A 19,472-nucleotide genomic window follows, 5' to 3' on the forward strand; every position below is an offset into this window, starting at 1 on the left:
CTTTCAAGTTCAGCACGAAATCCCACTATGGAGGGCGCGGCGTGCTGGCGTGCGGTTGCAGGTCTCTTAGCGTGAACCTTGAACACCAGACCGCGCCTTTCCGCGTCCTCGTCATTTCTTCGGAATATCGCGGCTTTGCGAGCGTTTTGCAGAACCCTCCAAGCCGCGTTGCCCAGGCTAATTATTGTTTCAGTATTTTCAGCCGAGTTTTCGCTCGGTTCATTTGTGTAATGCGTAAAGTCTTCTGATGATTTCGTAAGTCTCTCTTTCATCGCGTCAACAATAGCGATGGAGAGAGACAAGGTGTTGTCAAAGCGTGACAAGAGTACGTCAATGAGTGACACGACATTTTCAATGAACGCAATAAAACAAGCGTTCCCTGAGACAAGGTATGGCAGCGTAAAGAACGCTCAATATGAGGCGTTTCGCTTCCTTACTTCCCGTGTGTCTAAACAAATTACTTTACGCCGTATCCGTTCCATTTGGGAAGGGAAGGCGCGCCGCATAGACGGTGAAGAGAAAGACGCCCTTCGACGGGCACAGCTAGAGGAAACCAAACGTGAGCAACAGTTCCTTCGCAAGCGGCTTGCAGAAATTGATACTGCACTTGCCGCAGTGGCTCAGGCTGATGATTGCGCGCCGTTTCCAGAGGTCCGCTAACCATTGCGCTGCACTGGCTGAGTGGATTTGTCCAGAACTCCGCGAGGATTAGAAATGGCTGATCATATCATTATGAATGAGCACCTTACAAAAGCTGGCTTTGATGGTGCTGTGAGCAAGACATATCTTGGACAAGCGCATTTTGCCGGAACGGGGCCAACAGGAAAGACGTGCCGTGAATGCATCTTTTGGCATCAATGGAAATGGAAGAAACCTGCCAATGGCAAATACGAGCGAGTTTCTTGTTCCCCAGATCGCTATGGGAAAGCGCATAGAATTCATGCTGGTGAGCCAAAGAAGGCACGTTGCAATCGTCCGATAGCAAACAAGGCCAATCGTCTCATACCTCACTTTGCGGAAGCCTGCCGACTGTTCGAGCCGGGCAATAATATCATGCCTTTGCACCAGTATAGCGGGGTCTCCAATGATTACTCTGCATGATAAGCTTAACCGCGTTGAAAAAATCATTCGCGAAAAGCAGTGGTGGCTTGGTGATTTCTCATCAGGGCGAAATAAGCGCCCCGATTTGGAGATAGCAGACAAGCGCGAAGACGTGAGGATTTTGTCTGCAATCGCAGGCGACATTCGTGCAGGGATTGCTCGTCGTGCAGCAGAAGGCGAGGCGGCATGAGGCGCGCAGCTAAGCGAGATTTCAGCGAGCCGGAAATAGTCACAGCACTCACTCAGTGCGGGTTCAGCGTTTATCGTCTGGATCAGCCTGTAGATTTGCTCGTGGGCTTTCGGGGTAAAAGCTATCTGGTCGAATGCAAGACCGGACACAAAGGCTATGGCAAATCCCTCAACGACAATCAGCAGAAGTTTGCAGACCAATGGCGCGGGTCGCCAGTGGTGAAGCTCTGTAGCGCTCAAGAGGCGATTGATTGGGCTGTCGATGTGGCGGCAGGAGCAAAGCAATGAGCATTTCATCAGCTATTCGCCGCATGCTTGAAGCTGGTTTGACCATTGAGCAAGCCCTGATTGCTTCCGAAGCTATGGAGCAAGAAATCAAGCCTGCTCGCACGGCGCGTCAGGATCGCAACCGCCGCTATTATGAGAAGAAAGCGTCTGAAAAGCGTCTTAATAAGACGGAACAAGACGTTTCAGACGTTTCAGACGTGGTTTCCCCTAAAAAAGAAACCTCCCCCACACCCCCTAAAGAAAAAACTACCCCTTCCACAATTTCGGAAGCTAACGCTTCCTCAATTTCGCTCGAAACCGAGTTCGAGCAACAGTTTTGGCCAGCCTATCCCCGTCGGGTCGGCAAGGGGCAGGCTCTCAAAGCCTTCCGTGCTGCTCGAAAGCAGAACGATATCGAAACGATCATGGCCGGCGTTCGCCGATATGCCGGCAGCCGCCAAGGCGAAAGCCCTGAATTCACGAAACACGCTTCCACCTGGCTAAACGGACAATGCTGGCTCGATGAGCTGAGCGTAAAGCCAGCTTCACAGCAAAACCAAATCCAACAATCCGAACTTGATGACCCGCGCGTCATGTGGCTGCGCCTTGGTCAAAAGCTGGAGCAACGAAATGCAGCAAACCCAGATTGCGACGAACGATTTGTACACGAAACTAGCGGACATGCAGGACGTGCAGCGGGCAATGATGCGCCTCTCCGAATTGCCTTCTCGCAGACTTCCTGAGGGTTTGAGCGACGCCGAGAAAGTTGAATTTCGCCGCGTTCAGGTTGAGAACATGTTGGCAGCACTCAAGGGTGTCACGGCTTATGCACTCTCCGAAGCTGTTGACTGCGTCATGCAAAACAAACTCGGTCACAAGTTCAAGCCAGAGCCGCCAGAACTTCGCGGTCTGTGCGATGAGATCATGAGGCCAATCAGCGAAGCACGGGCATGGGATTCCCATGATAGGAAAATCCGCGATGAAATGGCGGCGGACATGAAGCGCGCCAGCGATAGCGAGGTACGTGACGAAGCTTTCCGCGAACGCCAGCGCAAACGCATGGCCGATTTCCACGCCTTTATGGATATCGATAAGAAAGGTGCTGAACACAATACATTTGATGCAGCCTTAAGCCGCTTGCAGGCTTTAGCCGAAGCAAACGGTAAGACATTTGATTTGTACGGGCTCCCGTCCTCACCAAGCGATTATTTTAAGCAAGTTGGGAAAGCAGCATGAAGACAGAAGCAATTTTGATTGACGAGTACATTGCAAAAAGAGGCGTCCGCAGGTTCGAGCGTGGTGCATCGTCTGGGTATGACTCCTTGCAGCGCTTTTTCTTAGAGCGCGGTTACGACATGCGGCGCATTCAAACCACTTATGCTCTTTGAAAGTTAGGCCAGAAAGGGCCGGGGAAGCGCATGGGGTGGGTAAAGCTCATCGCAATTGTCGATGAAATGCGCTTGGCCGAAGGGCTTGAGCCTTTAGCAGCCTCTCACAAACTCGCCGCATAGGATCTGCCATGACACGGAAACAATCACCGGCACTAAAGTGGCAACCACAACAAGCAGTGGTCCACATGCGAGCTGATAATCCAGATTTTAATTCGTCGCGCGCTGAAACAAGCGGCAATCGACGCAAAATCAAACTTCCACATAATGCCAAGGAAAGCGCCATCATCACGATGGCAGCACGCGGCCATTTGAATGCAGCCCAGCTTCAGGCAGCAAAACGGTTTTGCCATTATTACGAGCGTTTGGGCGGGTCCGGTGCCGGGTCTTTCGATTATAGCAGGGAGCCTGTAGACGGTGGCGGGGTGCGAACGACTATAAGCGAAAGCCAGATTGAAGCAGGGCAACAGCTTAAGCAGTGCAGGGAGTTACTCGGAGTAGTGGGGTATGATCTGGTCAGCAAAGTCGCAGGGCAAGGCTTAAGCCTAGACGGAATTTGCAGCGATAAACGGCGTAAAAACTATGCCGCTGATCACCTCCGAGATTGCCTTGATGTCTTGGCCGTCCATTGGGGATATATTTCACCAAAAATCACGAGTTGGAGGGCTTGACCCGGTAAACCGAAAGAGTGATTAAGTAGTTATGGTGGTGATTTGCGCGTAGATTACTTGTCGCGCGCGAGTCTTTGTATTTTAGAAATTTCTGAACTTAAGCTATTTAGATTTTTATTTTATCTCGTCTATCTGGCGAATCATGCTTTACCGTCTACTCAACTTTATTTGTTGCGGGAGCAGACGGTTGGAAAAGACTGCACATTATCGTAGAGCCTTGTGGGTGGCAGCTGGAGGATCAACTCTTGAGGCGGTGTTGAAAGCCGCACTTAAACAATGTCCCCAACCCATCGACACAAAGTTTGCTTATTCGAGCACTGTGGAAGCGCATATTGCGTCAAGAAGCCCGGATAGCACGGGGGCATACATCACTATATACTCTGCTGGGCGTAAGGCTGGGACAGTGCAAGCTGGGGGAGCTAAAGTCGGGCGTCAGCCACCCCCGAAAGGGCAAGAATTTCTCAGAACGGGCATTTACATAAAGGTTTCAGGCAACAATTTGGCATATGTCGCTGACGGACACACAAATGATGGCCAAATCACTCTGCTGTTGCAGAAATTCTTTGAGCACGCGAAAAGGCCTAAGAGAGCCACACAGTTTGGATTATATCCAAAAGGGGATAAAAAACTCATAAAAGAGCTGATTAAGTCTGGCGTGAAGACGATTGACCTCGGTCTGGCATCGTATCTGCCAACCGTTAAACAACTTAACGAAGACGCAAAAAAATCAGGCGCTTTTGTTGTTATTGATCCCCTTTTGAAGGCGCTATCCGCGTTAGGAAAAGCAGCCGCCAATCAATCCGAAACCGACGCTATGAGCGACATTGAAGCAACTATACATCTCGGATACGATGGGCGCACCTCTAATCAGTTGGTACCCCAGCTCATGTCAAAGCTGGCAAATCAAGTTGCTGACGCGAACGACGAGTTTAAAATTGTCACACGTGACGGAAATATTATCACTCGCAGTAAGATTGCCATTCGGGCGGACGTCGATATCAGCGGTGATGATATCGCCCTTGATCCGCAGGACGCATTTAAGGTTCTTTCGGGGGTAATGAAGCAATGGAAGACAGCTGGCGTGTTCGACTCCTAACGGTGGTCAACTGGGTTTTCTTCATATCGGCGTTTGCTTTCTCAGTATGGGCGGGTCGGAAGTATGGCAACCTATTAGAACAAGCTGAAAGTGCACTCTCAGGTATCTTGGGAGTGTTCTCAATTCTAGCTGGTGTTTTGGTGGCAGTTATCTCGATAATTGGCGACCCATCAATGCTGCTAAGTGGTAGCTGGCGAACAGGTTACACTCACGCTGAACAAATTCAGCTGAGGCTTGCGAGATTTTCACACCTTGTGTTTATTTACATCGTAACTTTAGTTCTTGTCTTGGTCGCAACCGTAGTGCAGGAGAACAAAGTTTCTGGTTTTTCTGTATTGTACCAATTTGTGATGGGATTTACTGTATTTGCTGTAATTCTTTCACTTCCTTTGCCTTACATACTGATGGCTATCCAAAAGGACCGCATGAAGGCCGAGGTTAAAAGGCGTCAAAGCGGTGTGCAGAGCACCGACTAAATTTCGTTGTCAAACAAATCCGAAAAGTAATTTGAAGTGGGCTCTTAAAAGCCCACTTTTTATTTTGTTCTTGCTGATTGCGCTAAGAAAGAATGGCGTTTGAAGTTGCACTGATTTGAAACAGTGTCGATAGCTATAAATCGCCGCTCTCAGCAAACTAATCAAAACTTGGTCCAAGTAATGGCTCTCTCACCAGAACAGATTAAAGCTATAGCGGATAGGGCGGAAGCCAGAGCAGGCCAGCCGGTTAAGAAGGGCAGGCCAACAGACTTCACACCAGAGATGGCAACTTACATCTGTGGTGAACTATCAGCCGGGGTTTCATTGCGCACTATATGTAATGATCCCGGCATGCCTGATCGTGGCACAGTTTTTCGATGGCTTTCAAAGGATGAAGACTTTCGCAACCAGTACGCACGCGCACGCGAAGCTCAGGTTGACGCGATGGCCGAGGATATTCTGGAGATTGCGGACGAAGGAAATGAAGAAGACACTCAGAGGGCTAAGCTCCGCATTGATGCCCGTAAGTGGCTCATGTCAAAAATGGCACCGAAGAAATACGGCGATAAGCTTGCAATCGGTGGTGATGCCGAAATGGACGCTATCAAGGTTCAGGCTGTCAAACGTGTGATTGTCGATCCTAAGGCGGATTAATGAAGCCCAGAGAATTGGAAATTCCAACAGCGAGAGTGTTTCTCCCGCTGCTCGAACCCGCGCGCGATAAAGGCGCATGGGGTGGTCGAGGTTCCGGCAAGTCGCATTTCTTCGCCGGGATGATGATAGAGGACAGTCTCGCAGAGCCGGGCAACAGCGCAGGTGAAGGCTTAAAGTCTATCTGCATTCGGGAGGTCCAGAAAGATCTTGCTCAGTCGTCAAAGGCGCTGATTGAGGCAAAGCTATCATCATTCCGGCTAGGAGAGGCCGACGGGTTCAAAGTTTATCGCGACGTGATCCGCACGCCCGGCGATGGTCTGATCATGTTCAAGGGCATGAATGACTATACCGCTGATAGCGTTAAATCGCTGGAGGGCTTCAAGCGGTCTTGGTGGGAAGAAGCACAAACTGCCTCCTCAACATCAATTCAGATGCTTCGCCCGACAATGCGAACCTCTGGCGCACAAATGTGGTGGAGCTGGAACGCCAGAAAGAAAAGTGACCCCGTTGATGTGATGTTGCGGGGAGAGGAAAAGCCAAAGGGCGCTATCGTCGTACAGGCAAACTGGCGGGATAACCCTTGGTTTAACGATGAGTTGGAGCAGGAGCGGCAGGACTGCTTACGCATGACGCCTGATGATTATGCGCATGTGTGGGAAGGTGGTTATGTCACTGTTGCCTCTGGCGCATATTATGCGAAGTGCTTGAACGAAGCGCGGCTCGAACGCCGCATAGGGCGGGTTAGTTTCGACCCACTGATGCGGGTTAAGATTATCTGCGATCTTGGCGGAACGGGCGCTAAGGCTGATGCTTTCGCAGCATGGCCTGCTCAGTTCATTGGTAGAGAGATACGCACGCGCGATTATTATGAGGCACAAGGCCAGCCAATCGCAACGCATGTGGCGTGGCTGCATTCGAAAGGATACGGCCCAGATCGAGCAGATATCATTCTGCCTCATGATGGCTCAACCAATGACCGCGTGCATGACGTGTCCTTTGAAAGCGCGTTTCGTGATGCTGGCTATGATGTGACTGTCATTCCCAATCAAGGCAAAGGCGCAGCAAGAATGCGTATTGAGGCCGCGCGACGAATGTTTCCCTCTATCTGGTTCGATGAGGAAACAACAGAAGGCGGTCTCGATGCGCTTGGCTGGTATCACGAGAAGAAAGACGACACACGCGGCATTGGTCTCGGCCCAGAACATGATTGGTCGAGCCATGGAGCCGACGCTTTCGGCTTAATGTGCGTTGCGTATGAACAGCCTGCGGGCAAGCCGAAGGAAACGGGCCGCTATCGTGGCTCATTCGGCAATTCCCGTTCATGGATGGCCGGTTAAGGAAAACTCAATGACAGATGATGACGACGATAAGTCGCCGGTCGAACAGGCTGGCGAAAGCGACCTGTCGCGCCTTGATCGTGAAGCCCTGACGCGCAGGCTAAAGGGGTGGTATCGGCAGGACGTGACGCACGCCAACGAATGGCGAAAGGAAGCCCGCGAGGATTACGCTTTCTATAACGGCGACCAGTGGAGCCAAGCCGATGAGCAGGCGCTGAAAGAACAGGGCAGACCTGTCATGACATTCAATCGCGTTGCGCCTTTGGTGAACGCGGTTCGTGGGTCAGAGGTGAACAACCGGCGCGAAGTCCGTTTCATTCCGCGTCAGCTTGGTGCAGCGGAAGCGAATGAGCTTTTAACCAGTGCAGGCGAATGGTTCCGCGACGAGACAGACGGTGAAAGTGTTGACTCTGATGCGTTCGAAGACGTTTCGATTTGCGGTATGGGCTGGACTGACACACGCTTAGACTTTGACGATAACCCGGACGGCGCGCCGTGCATGTCTCGTCTCGATCCGCTCAAATTCGTTTGGGACAAGAATGCGGTAAAGCCCAATCTTGAAGACGTGACGCATCTCTTTTACGTCGATGAGAAGCCACTGTCCGAAGTACAGGAGATGTTCCCGGATATCGCGCCGGAAATGCTGCATGCAGGTTGGGCGAAGTCCCTTATGGATGATCCAACAGGCCTGCACGACCAGACTGAGGCCAATTTCTACACCGGCGATCAAAACGATATCGCAGACCAGTACCAGAACAATCTTTGCACCATCGTAGAATGTCGGTGGCTGGAGCGTGAAACCTATTATCGCGGTCCAGACATGCAGACTGGACAGATGCGGGAATACTCAAAGCAGCAGATCGATTTGCTCACAAAGAATATTCCGGGCTTCAAGCATGTGAAGCAACGGCGCAAGGTTGTGAAGCGCGTTTTCATTGGTCGAGAAGTTCTTGGCGATCCCGACAAGCCTTTGATCCCTGCCGGCACATTCGGCTGGGAGTGCATCACGGGCTATCGGGATAAGCTGAAAAAGCAGTTCTATGGTGTTGTGCGTCCAACGAAGGACCCGCAGCGATGGTCAAACAAGTTTTTCAGCCAAGTAATGTATCTGCTTAACAGCCAGTCGAAAGGTGGCATTATTGCAGAGCGGGGAGCGTTCGAAGACGACCGGCAGGCCGAGGAGAGTTGGTCGAGAGCTGACAGCATCACATGGGCGAAGCAAGGCAAGCTCAGTGCGGATGCGATCCAGCCAAAGCCAACTGCACAATTCCCGACCGGCTTTTTCCAGCTGTTCAATGAAAGCAAGGAAGCAATCAACGATGTAACCGGCCTATCGGCTGAATTCATCGGGACGCGTGAAGTCGATCAGCCTGGCATTCTCGAACAGACCCGAAAACAGTCGTCGCTCAACCTCCTAGCATCGCTGTTTGACAGTCTTAGGCGCTATCGTAAGCGGCAGGGAAAAATCATTCTGCACCTCATTCAGAATTATCTGTCTGATGGGCGGCTTATTCGTATCGTGGGACAGGACAAGCAGGAGTATGTGCCTCTTGTTCGTCCAGACAAAACGAACATCGAATATGAAATCATTGTCGATGATGCACCGACCAGCCCGAACGAAAAAGAACGGACATGGGCGGTTCTTCAACAGATGATGCCATTGCTGCAGAACGAAATGACACCGGATGTCATGCTGCAAATGCTGAAATATTCCCCGCTGCCCGCAACGCTTGTGGATCAGTGGACGAAGGAACTCCAGCAGAAGCAGCAAGAGCAAGCACAGCAGCCGCCACCACCAGACCCACGTCAGCAGGAATTGCAGATGCGCGTGGCGGAAAAGCAGGCGGATTTGCAGCACAAGCAGGCCAAGAACCAGCTCGATCAACAGTCGGGCCAGATCGCGCTCTATGTACAGCAACAACAGGCGCAAATGGATCTGCAAACTACGCAGGCTAAAAACCAGCTCGCACAGCAACGCTTGGCGATTGATGCCACTCAGAACGCAATCCGCCAACGCAATGCGGATGCGAATGTAACGCGCGCCGCAGGCGGCAGATAACCCAACAGGTGAACAATGGACGAAGAAATTGACAACGGCTTCACAGCCGACGAAGCCGCTTATTTTGAAAGCGAAGGCGAGAATATAGCGCCTAGCCTTGGCGGGGATGGTATTAGCGAGGCTGATCCCGCGCATACCGATGCGCCTGATCCTGATGCGCAGGAAGCGGGCGAGAAAGACGCTGAGAAAAAGGGCGGTACCGTCCCGCATGGTGCACTTCACGCCGAGCGTGAGGAGCATAAAAAAACCAAGGCGATTCTTGATGAAGTCCAGCGCACTCAGGCGGTTCTAAATGACCGGTGGAACACGCTGCTCTTACTCCAGAATGGTGGTACGCAGCCAACAGCCGAAACCAAGCCGGCAGAAGACACTCCACCCGATCCTGCCGCCGATTTCTTGGGCTATGTCATGTGGCAGGGCCGTGAAATGCAGCGCAGACAGGCGCAAGAGGATCAGGAAAGGCAGCAGAGCGAAACGGAACGGGCTGAGGCTCAGGTCTGGGGCGCTTGGGATTATTCCGTTGCTCAGGCAAGGGCGGCAAAACCTGATTTCGATCAGGCGACACAGTTCCTTTCCGACATGCGGGAAAAGCAGCTTGAAGCGCTGGCGGTTGTGAACCCACAGTTTGGTGACGTTCGCGGGCGTGTGGCGCAGATCAATGTCGAGTTGAAAGACATTGTGCGGCAGGCTGGGCAGTTGGGGCGCGATCCAGCAGAGCTTATCTATCAGATGGCGCAGAGCTTTGGTTATGCTCCTCATGCTGCACCATCAGACCCGCAGAACATCCAGCAGCAAACGCTGGATAAGGTGGCGGCACTTGATGAAGCTCAACGCGCTTCACGCACGCTTGGCGCATCGAGCGGGACAAATACCGGCGACCCACTGACGGCGGAAGCAATCGCCAATATGTCACCAACCGAGTTTACCGCATGGATGGCCGATCCAAAGAACGAACGTCTATTCGACAAACTAATGGGCGGTGACAACGCCTAAACTGTATGAGGCCCAGAGCATGGCCCTAAACTGCTCTTCGTTTTGCTGGAGCGTCATACCAGCACCGCGACGGCGGTTATCGTCTTCGTTCGCTCACAACGTCATGTGCGGCATCAAAACCCAAACAATTCAGGATAATTCCACATGGCTACGACCAATTTCGGCGTCAATGACGCTTTGGCTAACAAGCTGTGGTCGAAGAAGCTCAGTGTAGAGACCTCGAAAGCAACTGCTATCGCGCCTCTTATGGGTACTTCGACCAACAGCATCATTCAGATCAAGAACGAAACCCAGAAGGCCGCAGGCGATAAGGTGACGTTTGGTCTCCGCAAGCAGCTCGTCGGTGATGGTGTTTCAGAAGACGAAACGCTGGAAGGCAACGAAGAAGGTCTTTCCACCTATTCGGATGCGCTCATGATTAATGAGCTTGCCCATGCTGTAAAGGTCAAGAACAACGGCAATACTATCGACGCGCAGCGCGTGCCGTTCAATCTGCGTCAGGAAGCCAATGACGGCCTGACAGACTGGTTCTCGGACCGCATGTCTATGATGGCTTTCATTCAGTGGGGCGGCTACACAGCGGCGAAGCTTCCATTTGAAGGCCGCTTGATCAACCTCAAGCCAGTCCATTACGGCTTCAACACGCCGCTCGTACCGTCGCCGGGCCGCATTATCCGCGCAGGCGGTAAAGCATCCGACGAAGAACTGACGGAAGACGATATTTTCGACCTTACCTTGATCGACAAGGCGGTTGAACGTGCAAAGCTTGCCAATCCAAAGCTGCGCCCGGTCAATGTGAACGGCGAAAAGGTCTATGTGATGTATCTGCATACAACGCAGGTTACGTCATTGCGCACCAACACCAGTGACGGCCAATGGCTCGACATTACCAAAGCCGCATACACCGGATCGCGGAAGAACAACCCGATTTTTGATGGTTCGCTCGGCCTCTACAACGGTGTCATTCTGCGCGAAGCAGAACACGTTGTTCCGGGTGTCGCTACCAATGGCAAGATGGTGGACACGGTGCGCCGCGCTGTTCTGCTCGGCGCTCAGTCGGCTGTTGCTGCCTATGGCATGAAGAACAACCCCGACAAGTTCAAACGCGTTGAAGAGCTGTTCGACTATCAGCGTCAGCTGGGTGTTTCTGCACAGACCATTCTGGGCATGAAGAAAACCAAATTCGACGGTGAAGACTTCGGCACAATCGTTGTTTCCACCTACGCGAAACCCGCAGAATAAGGAGGCTTAAAACATGGCCACCAATGATCCACATCAGCCAAAGCGTGGGCGTCAGCTTGATATTCAGGTGTCGCACATTCTGCGCAAACGCGTGTCGTATGACGACCTTGGCCTTGAGGGCGAAGTGGGCGTCTTGCCTGACCGTGCCGTCATTCTCAACGCGCGCGTTTATGTCGTGACACCATTCTCAGCCGGTACAATGGAAGTCGGTGACGAGAACGGCGCTCCCGATGCTTTCGGGGCTGCAATCGCGCTCGGCACTGTTGCCATTACGAGCTTCGGTTCTGCCGCAGAGGCATATCGTCCGATTGAAACCGTTGTGACCTTCACGCGCAGCGAAGAGGCCACAGCCGGCGAAGCGATTATCGTCATCGAATACGCGGTCGATAATTGAGGGGAGGGCTTCGGCCCTCCTTTCTTTTTGAAAGGAAATCCGAATGAAAATAACCGGAACCTGTTCGCGCTATCAGTATCAGCGCATGTTGGTGGGTAAGCTCTTTGTCAATGGTGTTGAAGTCACGCCGGGCGGTGGCAGTTCGTCAGTGAGCTGGACTGATATCACTGGCAAGCCTTCCACCTTTCCGCCGACAATTGGCACCACCGCCACCACGGCCTTGGCTGGCAATACCCAGCTTTTGGCGCTTGGCACCACTGCCGCGACCGCAGCAGCTGGCAATCACAGTCACGAGGCGGCGACCACTACGAAGTTAGGCTTTCTCAAGATGGCCGCAGCGCAGGACAACAGCACCGCCACAGACATTGCTGGAATTGTTGCGGACTTCAACCGCGTTTTGTCAAAACTCAAAGCCGCTGGCCTGATGGCCGCCGCGTAACAAGCGCCCTCCGGGGCGCTTTTCTTTTATGTGAGGTATTTCGATGGCTATTACCGTTCAAACCGGCGGACCAAATAACACAATTCCGTCGCTACTCGATCCTGCAGATCGCACGTTTTACGACATGTTGACGGTGATATCGGACGAGATTGACGATACGACCGGGGAATACCTCAATCAAATCCAGACCTGCATATTTAAAGCGATACGCGTCTGCGAGCGTGAGCCCTATTACTTCAATGAAACGCGGGACACGACCTTCCAAACGGTTGCAGGTCAAGAATGGTACGATAGCCGTGACAACCCGAATATTGCCTCCCTTGTGCGCATTGTTGCAGCCTATAGCGAAGACGGCGATGCACAGCGCCGCGTGTTGACCCGCGTAAGTCCGGACGAGCTGGAAACCCTTTCTTATGGCACCGCCGCAAAGGGTCAGCCGAACAGCTTTACATACTTTGGGCAACGTATCCGGCTCTATCCAATCCCCGGCGAACAAGAATACACAATCCGGCTCCAGCTTGGACCGTACCGTCTCGCCCCGGTTCAGTCCGCAGACGACAGCAATGTGTGGTTTACGGAAGCCTTTGACATGGTGAAGGCCCGCGCGAAGTTCGAGCTTTACCGCAACTACCTGCAAGACGAGCAATTAGCCGTCGCATCCCTCGATGATTATCGGGAGCAAGATGGCCTGCTTAAAGCCGAAACATCCAGACGAAATGGGAGCGGTCGCATAAAAGCGACTGCGTTCTAACATGCTGATATCCGCCGCAGAGTTTCGGCCCGATGTTGCTGATCTCAATTCTGCTTTCACCGATGACGTATTGAACGTTCTTCCGGGGCAGGATGGTTACATTCCCATGCCCGCCTTTAGCGATTTTACGCAGGCATTTCCAGAAAAGCCATTAGGCGCGTTTGCGTTTCGCTCGCTCGATGGTGGGGTCTTTGTGTTCGCAGGCACTGGATCAAAGCTTTACCGGCTCGATGCGACAGATCTGTCATGGGCAGACGTTAGCAAGGAAGACACGAGCTACTCAGCAGACAATGAAGCTCGATGGTCGTTTGCTGCATTTGGCGATTTTGTGATTGCAGTCAACCAGAACGATAACCCCCAAGTCTTCGAGATAGGCAAGGACGAGAAGTTTCGTGATCTTGGGGGCAACCCACCGCGCGCCGGTCTTGTGCGCATCTGGGATAACTTTGTGTGTCTCATGTGCATGCCAGACCTACCGAATGGTGTGCAGTGGTCTGCGCTTAACGATGCGGAGTTTTGGACGCCGGGACAGCGTAACTCTGACATTCAGATATTCCCGGACGGCGGCACGGTGCAGGGGTCAAGCGAGGCGACCAATCCAATTATCTTCATGCAGAACGCAATCTATCTGGGAACCTTCATTCCCGGCTCTCAGTTTGTGTTTTCCTTCGTGAAAATTCAAGACAAACGCGGCGCAAAGTCTCCCTATTCAATCGCCAGCCGTGGGGCTTTCACATTCTATGCAGATGAGGGCGGCTTCTTTCAGATCGGCTCTGACGGGGGTATCAATCCAATCGGCTTTGAAAAGGTCGATAGATCGATTTTCACCAAGCTCAATTCATCGAACATTTCCGACATGATCGGGGTGATCGATCCATTTTATTCCCGCGTTTATTGGGCCATGGATTACAACGGCACCGGAATTTATAATGAGATGCTGGTGTATGATTGGGGTTTGCAGCGCTGGAGCCTAATCGAAATTCGCGCCAGTGCGATTATGCCGATCTATACAGAAGGCTACACGCTCGACGGGCTTGATGCTGTCTCAACTGATGTGGATGCACTGCCCTTTTCTCTCGACAGTAAAGCGTGGCAGGGCGGCGCGCCTATTCTCGGCGCGTTCTCACCTGATTTGAAGCTTGGTTCGTTCTCTGCTGCCAATATGGAAGCCACGATTACCACCCAGGAATTCGGGGCCACCAATGGTCAGTTGAACAAAACCGAGGCTGTTTATCCGGTTGTGGATACGGATCAGGTGTTTGTGAGCGTCGGGATACGCATGCGGCGAAACCAGTATGAACCCGTTCATTGGCTGGGTGAACAGACACCATCAAACAACACCGGCCTTGTGCGTAAGCGATCCCGCGCACGGTTCCATCGGTTCCGCATGAGGATACCAGCCGGGGAAACTTGGAGCCACGCAAAAGGCTTTGACGTCGATTTCATTCCGGCAGGGTTTCGATGACACTTTCAATTCATCTTACTCAAGATTGGCCGCTGGAGCGTCTGGCGAAATACGGACCAGAAATCACTGCAGCCATGAACAAGCTTGTGGCGCGGTTCCCAGATGAGCTGTCAGTACGAACGATCGCTGATCAACTCTTATCTGGAGAGCAGCAGCTTTGGCTAATTCTCGACGAAAACGAGAAATTCCAAGCTTTTGCTACATCAGAAATCATCGTCAGCGAATTTACAGGCCGTAAGCGAGTGATGCTTTGCGAGCTAGCGGGTGATGGAGGCACTGACTTGGTTCAGATGATTGAGCCATTCGAGGCATGGGCGCGAGAGATCGGCGCTGATGAAGTTTGTTTTGTCGGTCGAAGCGGCTGGCGCAAGGCATTTGCAAAACACGGCTATGAGCCGTTTGTCATGAGATTTAAAAAGGATTTGAACAATGGGCGGTAGCTCCTCCAAACAGACCACCACAAACGCACCTCCATCGTGGGCGCTGCCAAACGACAAGCAGGCTGCAGGCGATGCTCTCAATCTGTATAATTCGGGACAGGGTGGGAACGTCTATCAGGGTCAGCGCGTCACAGATTTGAGCGGCCAGACCACAGGTGCCGTCAATGGCCTGACAGATGCGGCAGGCATGTATAAATCGGATGCTGTCAACAGACTGGCAACCGGTCAAACCTCCAGCGGCACCAACCTTGCAAATATGGCTTCTGGCAAGATGGTCGGCAATAATCCCTATTTCAATGACTCCTTGCAGGGCCAGCTGGACCAGACCGCCAACCAGACAATGAGCCAGTTTGCAGGCGCAGGCCGTTATGGTTCTGCGGCCAACACCAACGCCATGACCACATCGCTCGGCAATGTGCGCAGCAATGCCCTGTCTAATCAGTACAATCAGGATGTTCACAACCAGATTGCAGCAAACCAGCAGATTGACGCGGCCAATCAGGGTCAGTTGAACAGCCTCAACAATCTCTATCAGGGCTACAGCAACGCCGAACGCAACGCGCTCACTGGTGGGCAGGTCATCGACAAGAACAATCAGGATAAGCTTAACGCTGATTGGGACAAGTGGTCTGAAACAGACAATCGGGGCTGGAACCGGATCAACATGCTCAACGGCGCTACGCAAGGTGCAGCAGGTAATTACGGGACGCAAACAACAACGTCAAAGCAAAGTGGCAATCCGCTGCAAACCGCTGGCGGCATTGGTTCGTCCATTATGAAAAAATAGGTGAAGTCATGCCAATCGACAATTCTCAGCAGCCGGGACTTATCAACCGGCTGATTGCATCAGTGTTGCCCGGTCCCCAGAATTTCCTTACCAACCCGCAGGCAGCACTCTCGCAAAACAATCAGGCGCAACCACATGCCGAGCCGGAGAGCTATCAGAATGTTCCGGGTTCGCTGTCTCCACGGTCACCGGATCAGCACCCAGATCCATGGGCCGGAATGCGCCAGCCCACTGGAAACCCTACTTCGCAGCAGTCTGGCAGCGGTAGCGGCTTTATCGACAAGTGGAAGGACTTCGACAAGTCAGACACCGGGCGCTGGCTGGGAAACATGTTTCAAGGCTGGGCGCAGGGCAACTCTGTCAGCGATAGTCTTGCAAAAGGTGGTCTGTCTGTCGCACAGGGCGGGCGCGAAAACCAGACTATCAAATATCTGACGAACAACGGCTATAGTCAGGAAGATGCGCAGGCCATTAACGGTAACCATGATGCGCTCAATCTTGCGCTCAGCAATATCTTCCGCAAGCAAGACCCTTCATATGCATTGCAGACGCAGCAGGCGCAGGCCAATCTTGACAAAACGCAGGCTGAAACGCGTCAGTTGAATGCCAAACCCACCACGAAATACGGCTTCTCTACGTTGCCTGATGGCACAATGGTGCGCACCAATGAAGCGGCGGGCAGTGTTGAGCCGATTTATAACCCATGGGGGCAAGGCGGAACTTCGGGCCGTGGTGCGCCGGGGACGCCACTGTCAGCGGATGAACGGGCGCAGTTCGGTATTTCTGACACGGATAAAACGCCGTACATCCATAATGAAAAGGGTCTTCCAGCACCTCTATCGCCAAGCCTCGTCAATCTCAGCAATGCCGGAGAAACGGCAGAGGAAAAGGCACTAGGAGAGGCCAGAGCCAAGAATATCATTGGCTATATGGACGCTGGACAGGATGGTCGAAAAGAGTTGCAGTCTCTCAATCTCATTGAAGACGCATTTAATGCGGGCAATGGCAATATTGCGACAGGTCCGGGAGCAGATAGTGTCGTCAAAGCCAAGAGCATTATGCAAAATCTTGGTTATGACGTCAAAAGTCTCGCTCCTTCAGAGCTGGTTGGCAAGTTGGGAACACAGTTTGCGTCAACCGCCGCCAGCGGCATGACTTCTCGCCCTACTCAGTTCGACTTCCAGACATTCCTAAAAAATAATCCGGGTCTTGCTCTGAGTGAGAAGGGCAACCGAGCGATGATCGACATCTATAAACAGCAGGCGCAGCAGAAAATCGATCTTGCTCACATGGCGCAGTCCTACAAAGGCCATACCGCTGATTGGAACGATGTGGTTGCTCAATATGACAAAGAGCATCCGATCATTTCACCATTCACACATAAACCGCTCGGCGCGAATGAAAGAGTTGACGGTATGGACGAGAAAGCGCCGGCCCCGCAAGGTGTTGACCCGTCTATATGGGGCGTGATGACGCCAGAGGAGAAAGCATTATGGACGAAATGACACTTGAACAGAAACGCGCTGTAGCAATGGCCTCGGCGCGTCTGCGCTTGCAGCAGCAGGGCGGAAATCAGTCCTTTACCAATGACGGCACAGTCGGCCCGACGATTGCCAGAGGTGGCACGGCAATGCAGCCAGACGGCAGCGTCAATTCTGAGAACGTCATGCGCACCATGATTGACAGTATGCCCGTTGCTGGTCGGTTGCTCACCAAAGCGGGCGCTGTAATTGATGCAACGCTCGATGACACGCCAATCGGAAGCCATGCCTATCCGGGTAAATCGTGGGACGAGCGGTACCATCAAGCCTATGATGATGGTCAGGGCAAGCGGGATGCGTTTGCCAATCAGCACCCCTATGCAAGCACCGCAGCCGGATTGACTGGTGGCGTGCTTGGCACCCTGCCGATGCTTGCGGCGGCACCAGAGGCCGCAGGCTTGCGGTTGGGCGCGGGGCTGCTTGGGCGCAGTGCTATTTCTGCTGGAACCGGCGCTGTTATGGGCGGTGCAGATGCGGGCGTGCGCAGTGATTTTGATCCTGAAAAGATGAAGTATGGCGCTATCTCTGGCTTCTTGGGTGGCGCGGCTGCTCCTGCTGCCGGACAGCTAGTAGGCGGTGCCATTGGCAAGGGTGTGAATGCTGTAAAAGCATGGAATACCGCCCGCAATGCAGGTTTAACGGCGGGTGCCCTAAAATACCTCGCCGAGAAGGCGGGGCAGGACGGGCTTAGCGCATCGGCAATTCAGCAGCATCTTGACGAACTTGGCCCAGAAGCAATGTGGATGGACCTTGGCCCGAATTTGAAGGGAACCGCAAGCGCGCTTGCAAATCATCCCGGCGAAGGACAGGCCATTATCAAAGACGCATTGACCAGTCGTCACGCAGGTGCAAACGCGCGTATTCAGTCCGGTATCGATGATGCTCTTGGCCCGGTTACTGGACCGCGTTCGATCAATGATCTGGTGCGTGAAGGGCAGCGCGCTACCGAGCCCGCCTATGAGGACTCTTTCAAACAGGCTGTTCCGGTCGATACATCGCACATAGCCAATCATCTCGAAACGCAGTCCGCTATCTTGCGTGGACCGGCACAGTCTGCCGCGAAGAACATTCGCAATATGCTCAATGTGAACAACGGCAATACGCTGGATACTAATCCGTACACACTGTTGCAGACCAGAAAAGCAATTGATGGCCTTCAAAAAAATGAAGTTAACCCGCAAGTGTCAAGAATACTCACCGAAACGCGGCAGATGATCGATGATAGTTTGGCGCAGCATGTTCCGGGTATCAAGATGGCCGACGCCCAGTTTCAGGAGCTTGCACGACAGGATGAAGGGCTTGATATCGGTCTAAAGGCGCTCGACAGTGGTCGCGAGGCATTACGGCCTGAGGAACTACAGCAGGAGGTTCTAAAAGGCGTTAATCCAGAAGGCTTGATGGTTGGCCCATCTGCAAAAACGTTCCGTATGCAGCAATCCGCCCGTGCTGACATTGATCGTCAGATCGGGACCAAGGCCAACGATTTGGTTGCGCTCAAGAATATTATCAAGGGGGAGGGTGACTGGAACCGCGACCGAATGGGTACGCTATTCGGTCAGGATCAGACAAAAAGTGCGCTTGATCTTCTCGACAGGGAGGCATTGTTTGCGACGACAAAACATGATGTCGTAGACAACAGCTTCACGGCAGCACGGCAAGCAGCTCAGAAAGAGCTTGCCCCGCCTGCTCCTCCTGCTTTCGGTATAAAGGAGGCATATTCTGCTCAAGGGTCATTGGGGGCGTTGCGGGCTGCTGGCGTAAAAACCGTTGGTCATGTGATGAAATTGATCCAGCAGCAGGCCATTGAGAAGCGAAACACCCAGATTGCGCAAGCGCTAGCCAGCAATCGGCCCGCCTATGCTGAAGCCCTAAACCTGATGCAGCACATGAAAGTAGGTGCTCCACAGGTTCAAAAGGTTATTGAGGCTATCACGATGGATCGGGCAACCAAAGGAGGGAATATGACCCACCAATTACTTTCTCGCCTCGATGCGCTGGCAAATTAGGCATATTGTGAAAATGAAGCACCCACCAAATATGAACCCCCAAGCAAAATCTCCACCGAAAAAGTTTTGGAGCGTGATCGCCCCCATGCTGATGACGTGCATGATCAGCGCCATAATAGCGACAGCGATAACGTAAAGGATTGCGTACATCTTCATTCCTTTCAAACTTGAGAGGA

Annotated in this window: 23 protein-coding genes; all 23 read left to right on the forward strand. The window is 52.7% G+C overall.

Translation table 11 applies throughout. The annotated features are described in order from the left end of the window. The first annotated feature begins 333 nt into the window (after window positions 1–333). The 23 genes from QBD00_RS07935 to QBD00_RS08045 all read left to right on the forward strand — a co-directional run bounded on the left by QBD00_RS07935 (window position 334) and on the right by QBD00_RS08045 (window position 19,296). Window positions 334–660, forward strand: coding sequence for a hypothetical protein (locus QBD00_RS07935; protein WP_318579121.1), 327 nt, complete (start codon window positions 334–336; stop codon window positions 658–660). A 54-nt stretch (window positions 661–714) separates the two neighbouring features. Continuing rightward, window positions 715–1,101: a hypothetical protein gene (locus QBD00_RS07940; protein WP_318579122.1), complete on the forward strand. Its 387-nt coding sequence runs from the start codon at window positions 715–717 to the stop codon at window positions 1,099–1,101. Further along, window positions 1,085–1,291, forward strand: a complete 207-nt coding sequence (locus tag QBD00_RS07945; RefSeq protein WP_318579123.1) for a hypothetical protein — start codon at window positions 1,085–1,087, stop codon at window positions 1,289–1,291. Before QBD00_RS07940 ends, QBD00_RS07945 begins: the two co-directional genes overlap by 17 nt. Continuing rightward, the gene (locus QBD00_RS07950) at window positions 1,288–1,578 is read left to right on the forward strand and encodes a hypothetical protein (protein WP_079212960.1); all 291 of its coding nucleotides are present in this window, start codon (window positions 1,288–1,290) and stop codon (window positions 1,576–1,578) included. The genes QBD00_RS07945 and QBD00_RS07950 overlap by 4 nt, the downstream gene beginning before the upstream one ends. After that, window positions 1,575–2,300 (forward strand): hypothetical protein, encoded by a 726-nt coding sequence (locus tag QBD00_RS07955; protein WP_318579124.1) that lies wholly within the window; start codon window positions 1,575–1,577, stop codon window positions 2,298–2,300. Before QBD00_RS07950 ends, QBD00_RS07955 begins: the two co-directional genes overlap by 4 nt. Next, window positions 2,188–2,793 carry a hypothetical protein gene (locus tag QBD00_RS07960; RefSeq protein ID WP_318579125.1) on the forward strand — a complete coding sequence of 202 codons (606 nt, stop codon included), beginning with the start codon at window positions 2,188–2,190 and terminating at the stop codon, window positions 2,791–2,793. The genes QBD00_RS07955 and QBD00_RS07960 overlap by 113 nt, the downstream gene beginning before the upstream one ends. Continuing rightward, a complete protein-coding gene (locus QBD00_RS07965; RefSeq protein ID WP_318579126.1) occupies window positions 2,790–2,945 on the forward strand; it encodes a hypothetical protein in 156 nt (51 codons plus the stop codon). The genes QBD00_RS07960 and QBD00_RS07965 overlap by 4 nt, the downstream gene beginning before the upstream one ends. Before the next feature lie 131 nt (window positions 2,946–3,076). Then, window positions 3,077–3,616, forward strand: coding sequence for a hypothetical protein (locus QBD00_RS07970; protein WP_318579127.1), 540 nt, complete (start codon window positions 3,077–3,079; stop codon window positions 3,614–3,616). Between the two features lie 187 nt (window positions 3,617–3,803). Then, a complete protein-coding gene (locus QBD00_RS07975) occupies window positions 3,804–4,712 on the forward strand; it encodes a hypothetical protein (protein WP_318579128.1) in 909 nt (302 codons plus the stop codon). Next, a complete protein-coding gene (locus tag QBD00_RS07980) occupies window positions 4,682–5,188 on the forward strand; it encodes a hypothetical protein (RefSeq protein ID WP_318579129.1) in 507 nt (168 codons plus the stop codon). The genes QBD00_RS07975 and QBD00_RS07980 overlap by 31 nt, the downstream gene beginning before the upstream one ends. 180 nt (window positions 5,189–5,368) lie before the next feature. Next, window positions 5,369–5,842 (forward strand): terminase small subunit protein, encoded by a 474-nt coding sequence (locus QBD00_RS07985; protein WP_318579130.1) that lies wholly within the window; start codon window positions 5,369–5,371, stop codon window positions 5,840–5,842. Continuing rightward, window positions 5,842–7,179 carry a phage terminase large subunit gene (locus tag QBD00_RS07990; RefSeq protein WP_318579131.1) on the forward strand — a complete coding sequence of 446 codons (1,338 nt, stop codon included), beginning with the start codon at window positions 5,842–5,844 and terminating at the stop codon, window positions 7,177–7,179. The genes QBD00_RS07985 and QBD00_RS07990 overlap by 1 nt, the downstream gene beginning before the upstream one ends. A gap of 10 nt (window positions 7,180–7,189) precedes the next feature. Then, window positions 7,190–9,238, forward strand: a complete 2,049-nt coding sequence (locus QBD00_RS07995) for a portal protein (RefSeq protein WP_318579132.1) — start codon at window positions 7,190–7,192, stop codon at window positions 9,236–9,238. Between the two features lie 15 nt (window positions 9,239–9,253). After that, a complete protein-coding gene (locus QBD00_RS08000) occupies window positions 9,254–10,231 on the forward strand; it encodes a hypothetical protein (protein WP_318579133.1) in 978 nt (325 codons plus the stop codon). Window positions 10,232–10,375: 144 nt separating this feature from the next. Then, the gene (locus QBD00_RS08005; RefSeq protein WP_318579134.1) at window positions 10,376–11,473 is read left to right on the forward strand and encodes a N4-gp56 family major capsid protein; all 1,098 of its coding nucleotides are present in this window, start codon (window positions 10,376–10,378) and stop codon (window positions 11,471–11,473) included. Window positions 11,474–11,486: 13 nt separating this feature from the next. Further along, window positions 11,487–11,867, forward strand: a complete 381-nt coding sequence (locus QBD00_RS08010) for a hypothetical protein (protein ID WP_079212948.1) — start codon at window positions 11,487–11,489, stop codon at window positions 11,865–11,867. Window positions 11,868–11,910: 43 nt separating this feature from the next. Continuing rightward, window positions 11,911–12,306, forward strand: coding sequence for a head fiber protein (locus QBD00_RS08015; protein ID WP_318579135.1), 396 nt, complete (start codon window positions 11,911–11,913; stop codon window positions 12,304–12,306). Between the two features lie 43 nt (window positions 12,307–12,349). Continuing rightward, window positions 12,350–13,057: a hypothetical protein gene (locus QBD00_RS08020; protein WP_318579136.1), complete on the forward strand. Its 708-nt coding sequence runs from the start codon at window positions 12,350–12,352 to the stop codon at window positions 13,055–13,057. Between the two features lies 1 nt (window position 13,058). Then, entirely contained in the window at window positions 13,059–14,522 is a 1,464-nt protein-coding gene (locus QBD00_RS08025) for a hypothetical protein (RefSeq protein WP_318579137.1), read from the forward strand. Then, window positions 14,519–14,962: a hypothetical protein gene (locus tag QBD00_RS08030; RefSeq protein WP_318579138.1), complete on the forward strand. Its 444-nt coding sequence runs from the start codon at window positions 14,519–14,521 to the stop codon at window positions 14,960–14,962. The genes QBD00_RS08025 and QBD00_RS08030 overlap by 4 nt, the downstream gene beginning before the upstream one ends. Further along, window positions 14,952–15,749: a tail fiber domain-containing protein gene (locus QBD00_RS08035; RefSeq protein WP_318579139.1), complete on the forward strand. Its 798-nt coding sequence runs from the start codon at window positions 14,952–14,954 to the stop codon at window positions 15,747–15,749. Before QBD00_RS08030 ends, QBD00_RS08035 begins: the two co-directional genes overlap by 11 nt. Window positions 15,750–15,757: 8 nt before the next feature. Next, entirely contained in the window at window positions 15,758–17,254 is a 1,497-nt protein-coding gene (locus QBD00_RS08040) for a hypothetical protein (RefSeq protein WP_318579140.1), read from the forward strand. Continuing rightward, complete coding sequence (locus tag QBD00_RS08045) at window positions 17,242–19,296, forward strand: hypothetical protein (protein ID WP_318579141.1); 2,055 nt, start codon at window positions 17,242–17,244, stop codon at window positions 19,294–19,296. The genes QBD00_RS08040 and QBD00_RS08045 overlap by 13 nt, the downstream gene beginning before the upstream one ends. Window positions 19,297–19,472 lie beyond the last annotated feature (176 nt).

Source organism: Ochrobactrum sp. AN78 (genome assembly GCF_029909885.1).
GTDB lineage: Bacteria > Pseudomonadota > Alphaproteobacteria > Rhizobiales > Rhizobiaceae > Brucella > Brucella quorumnocens.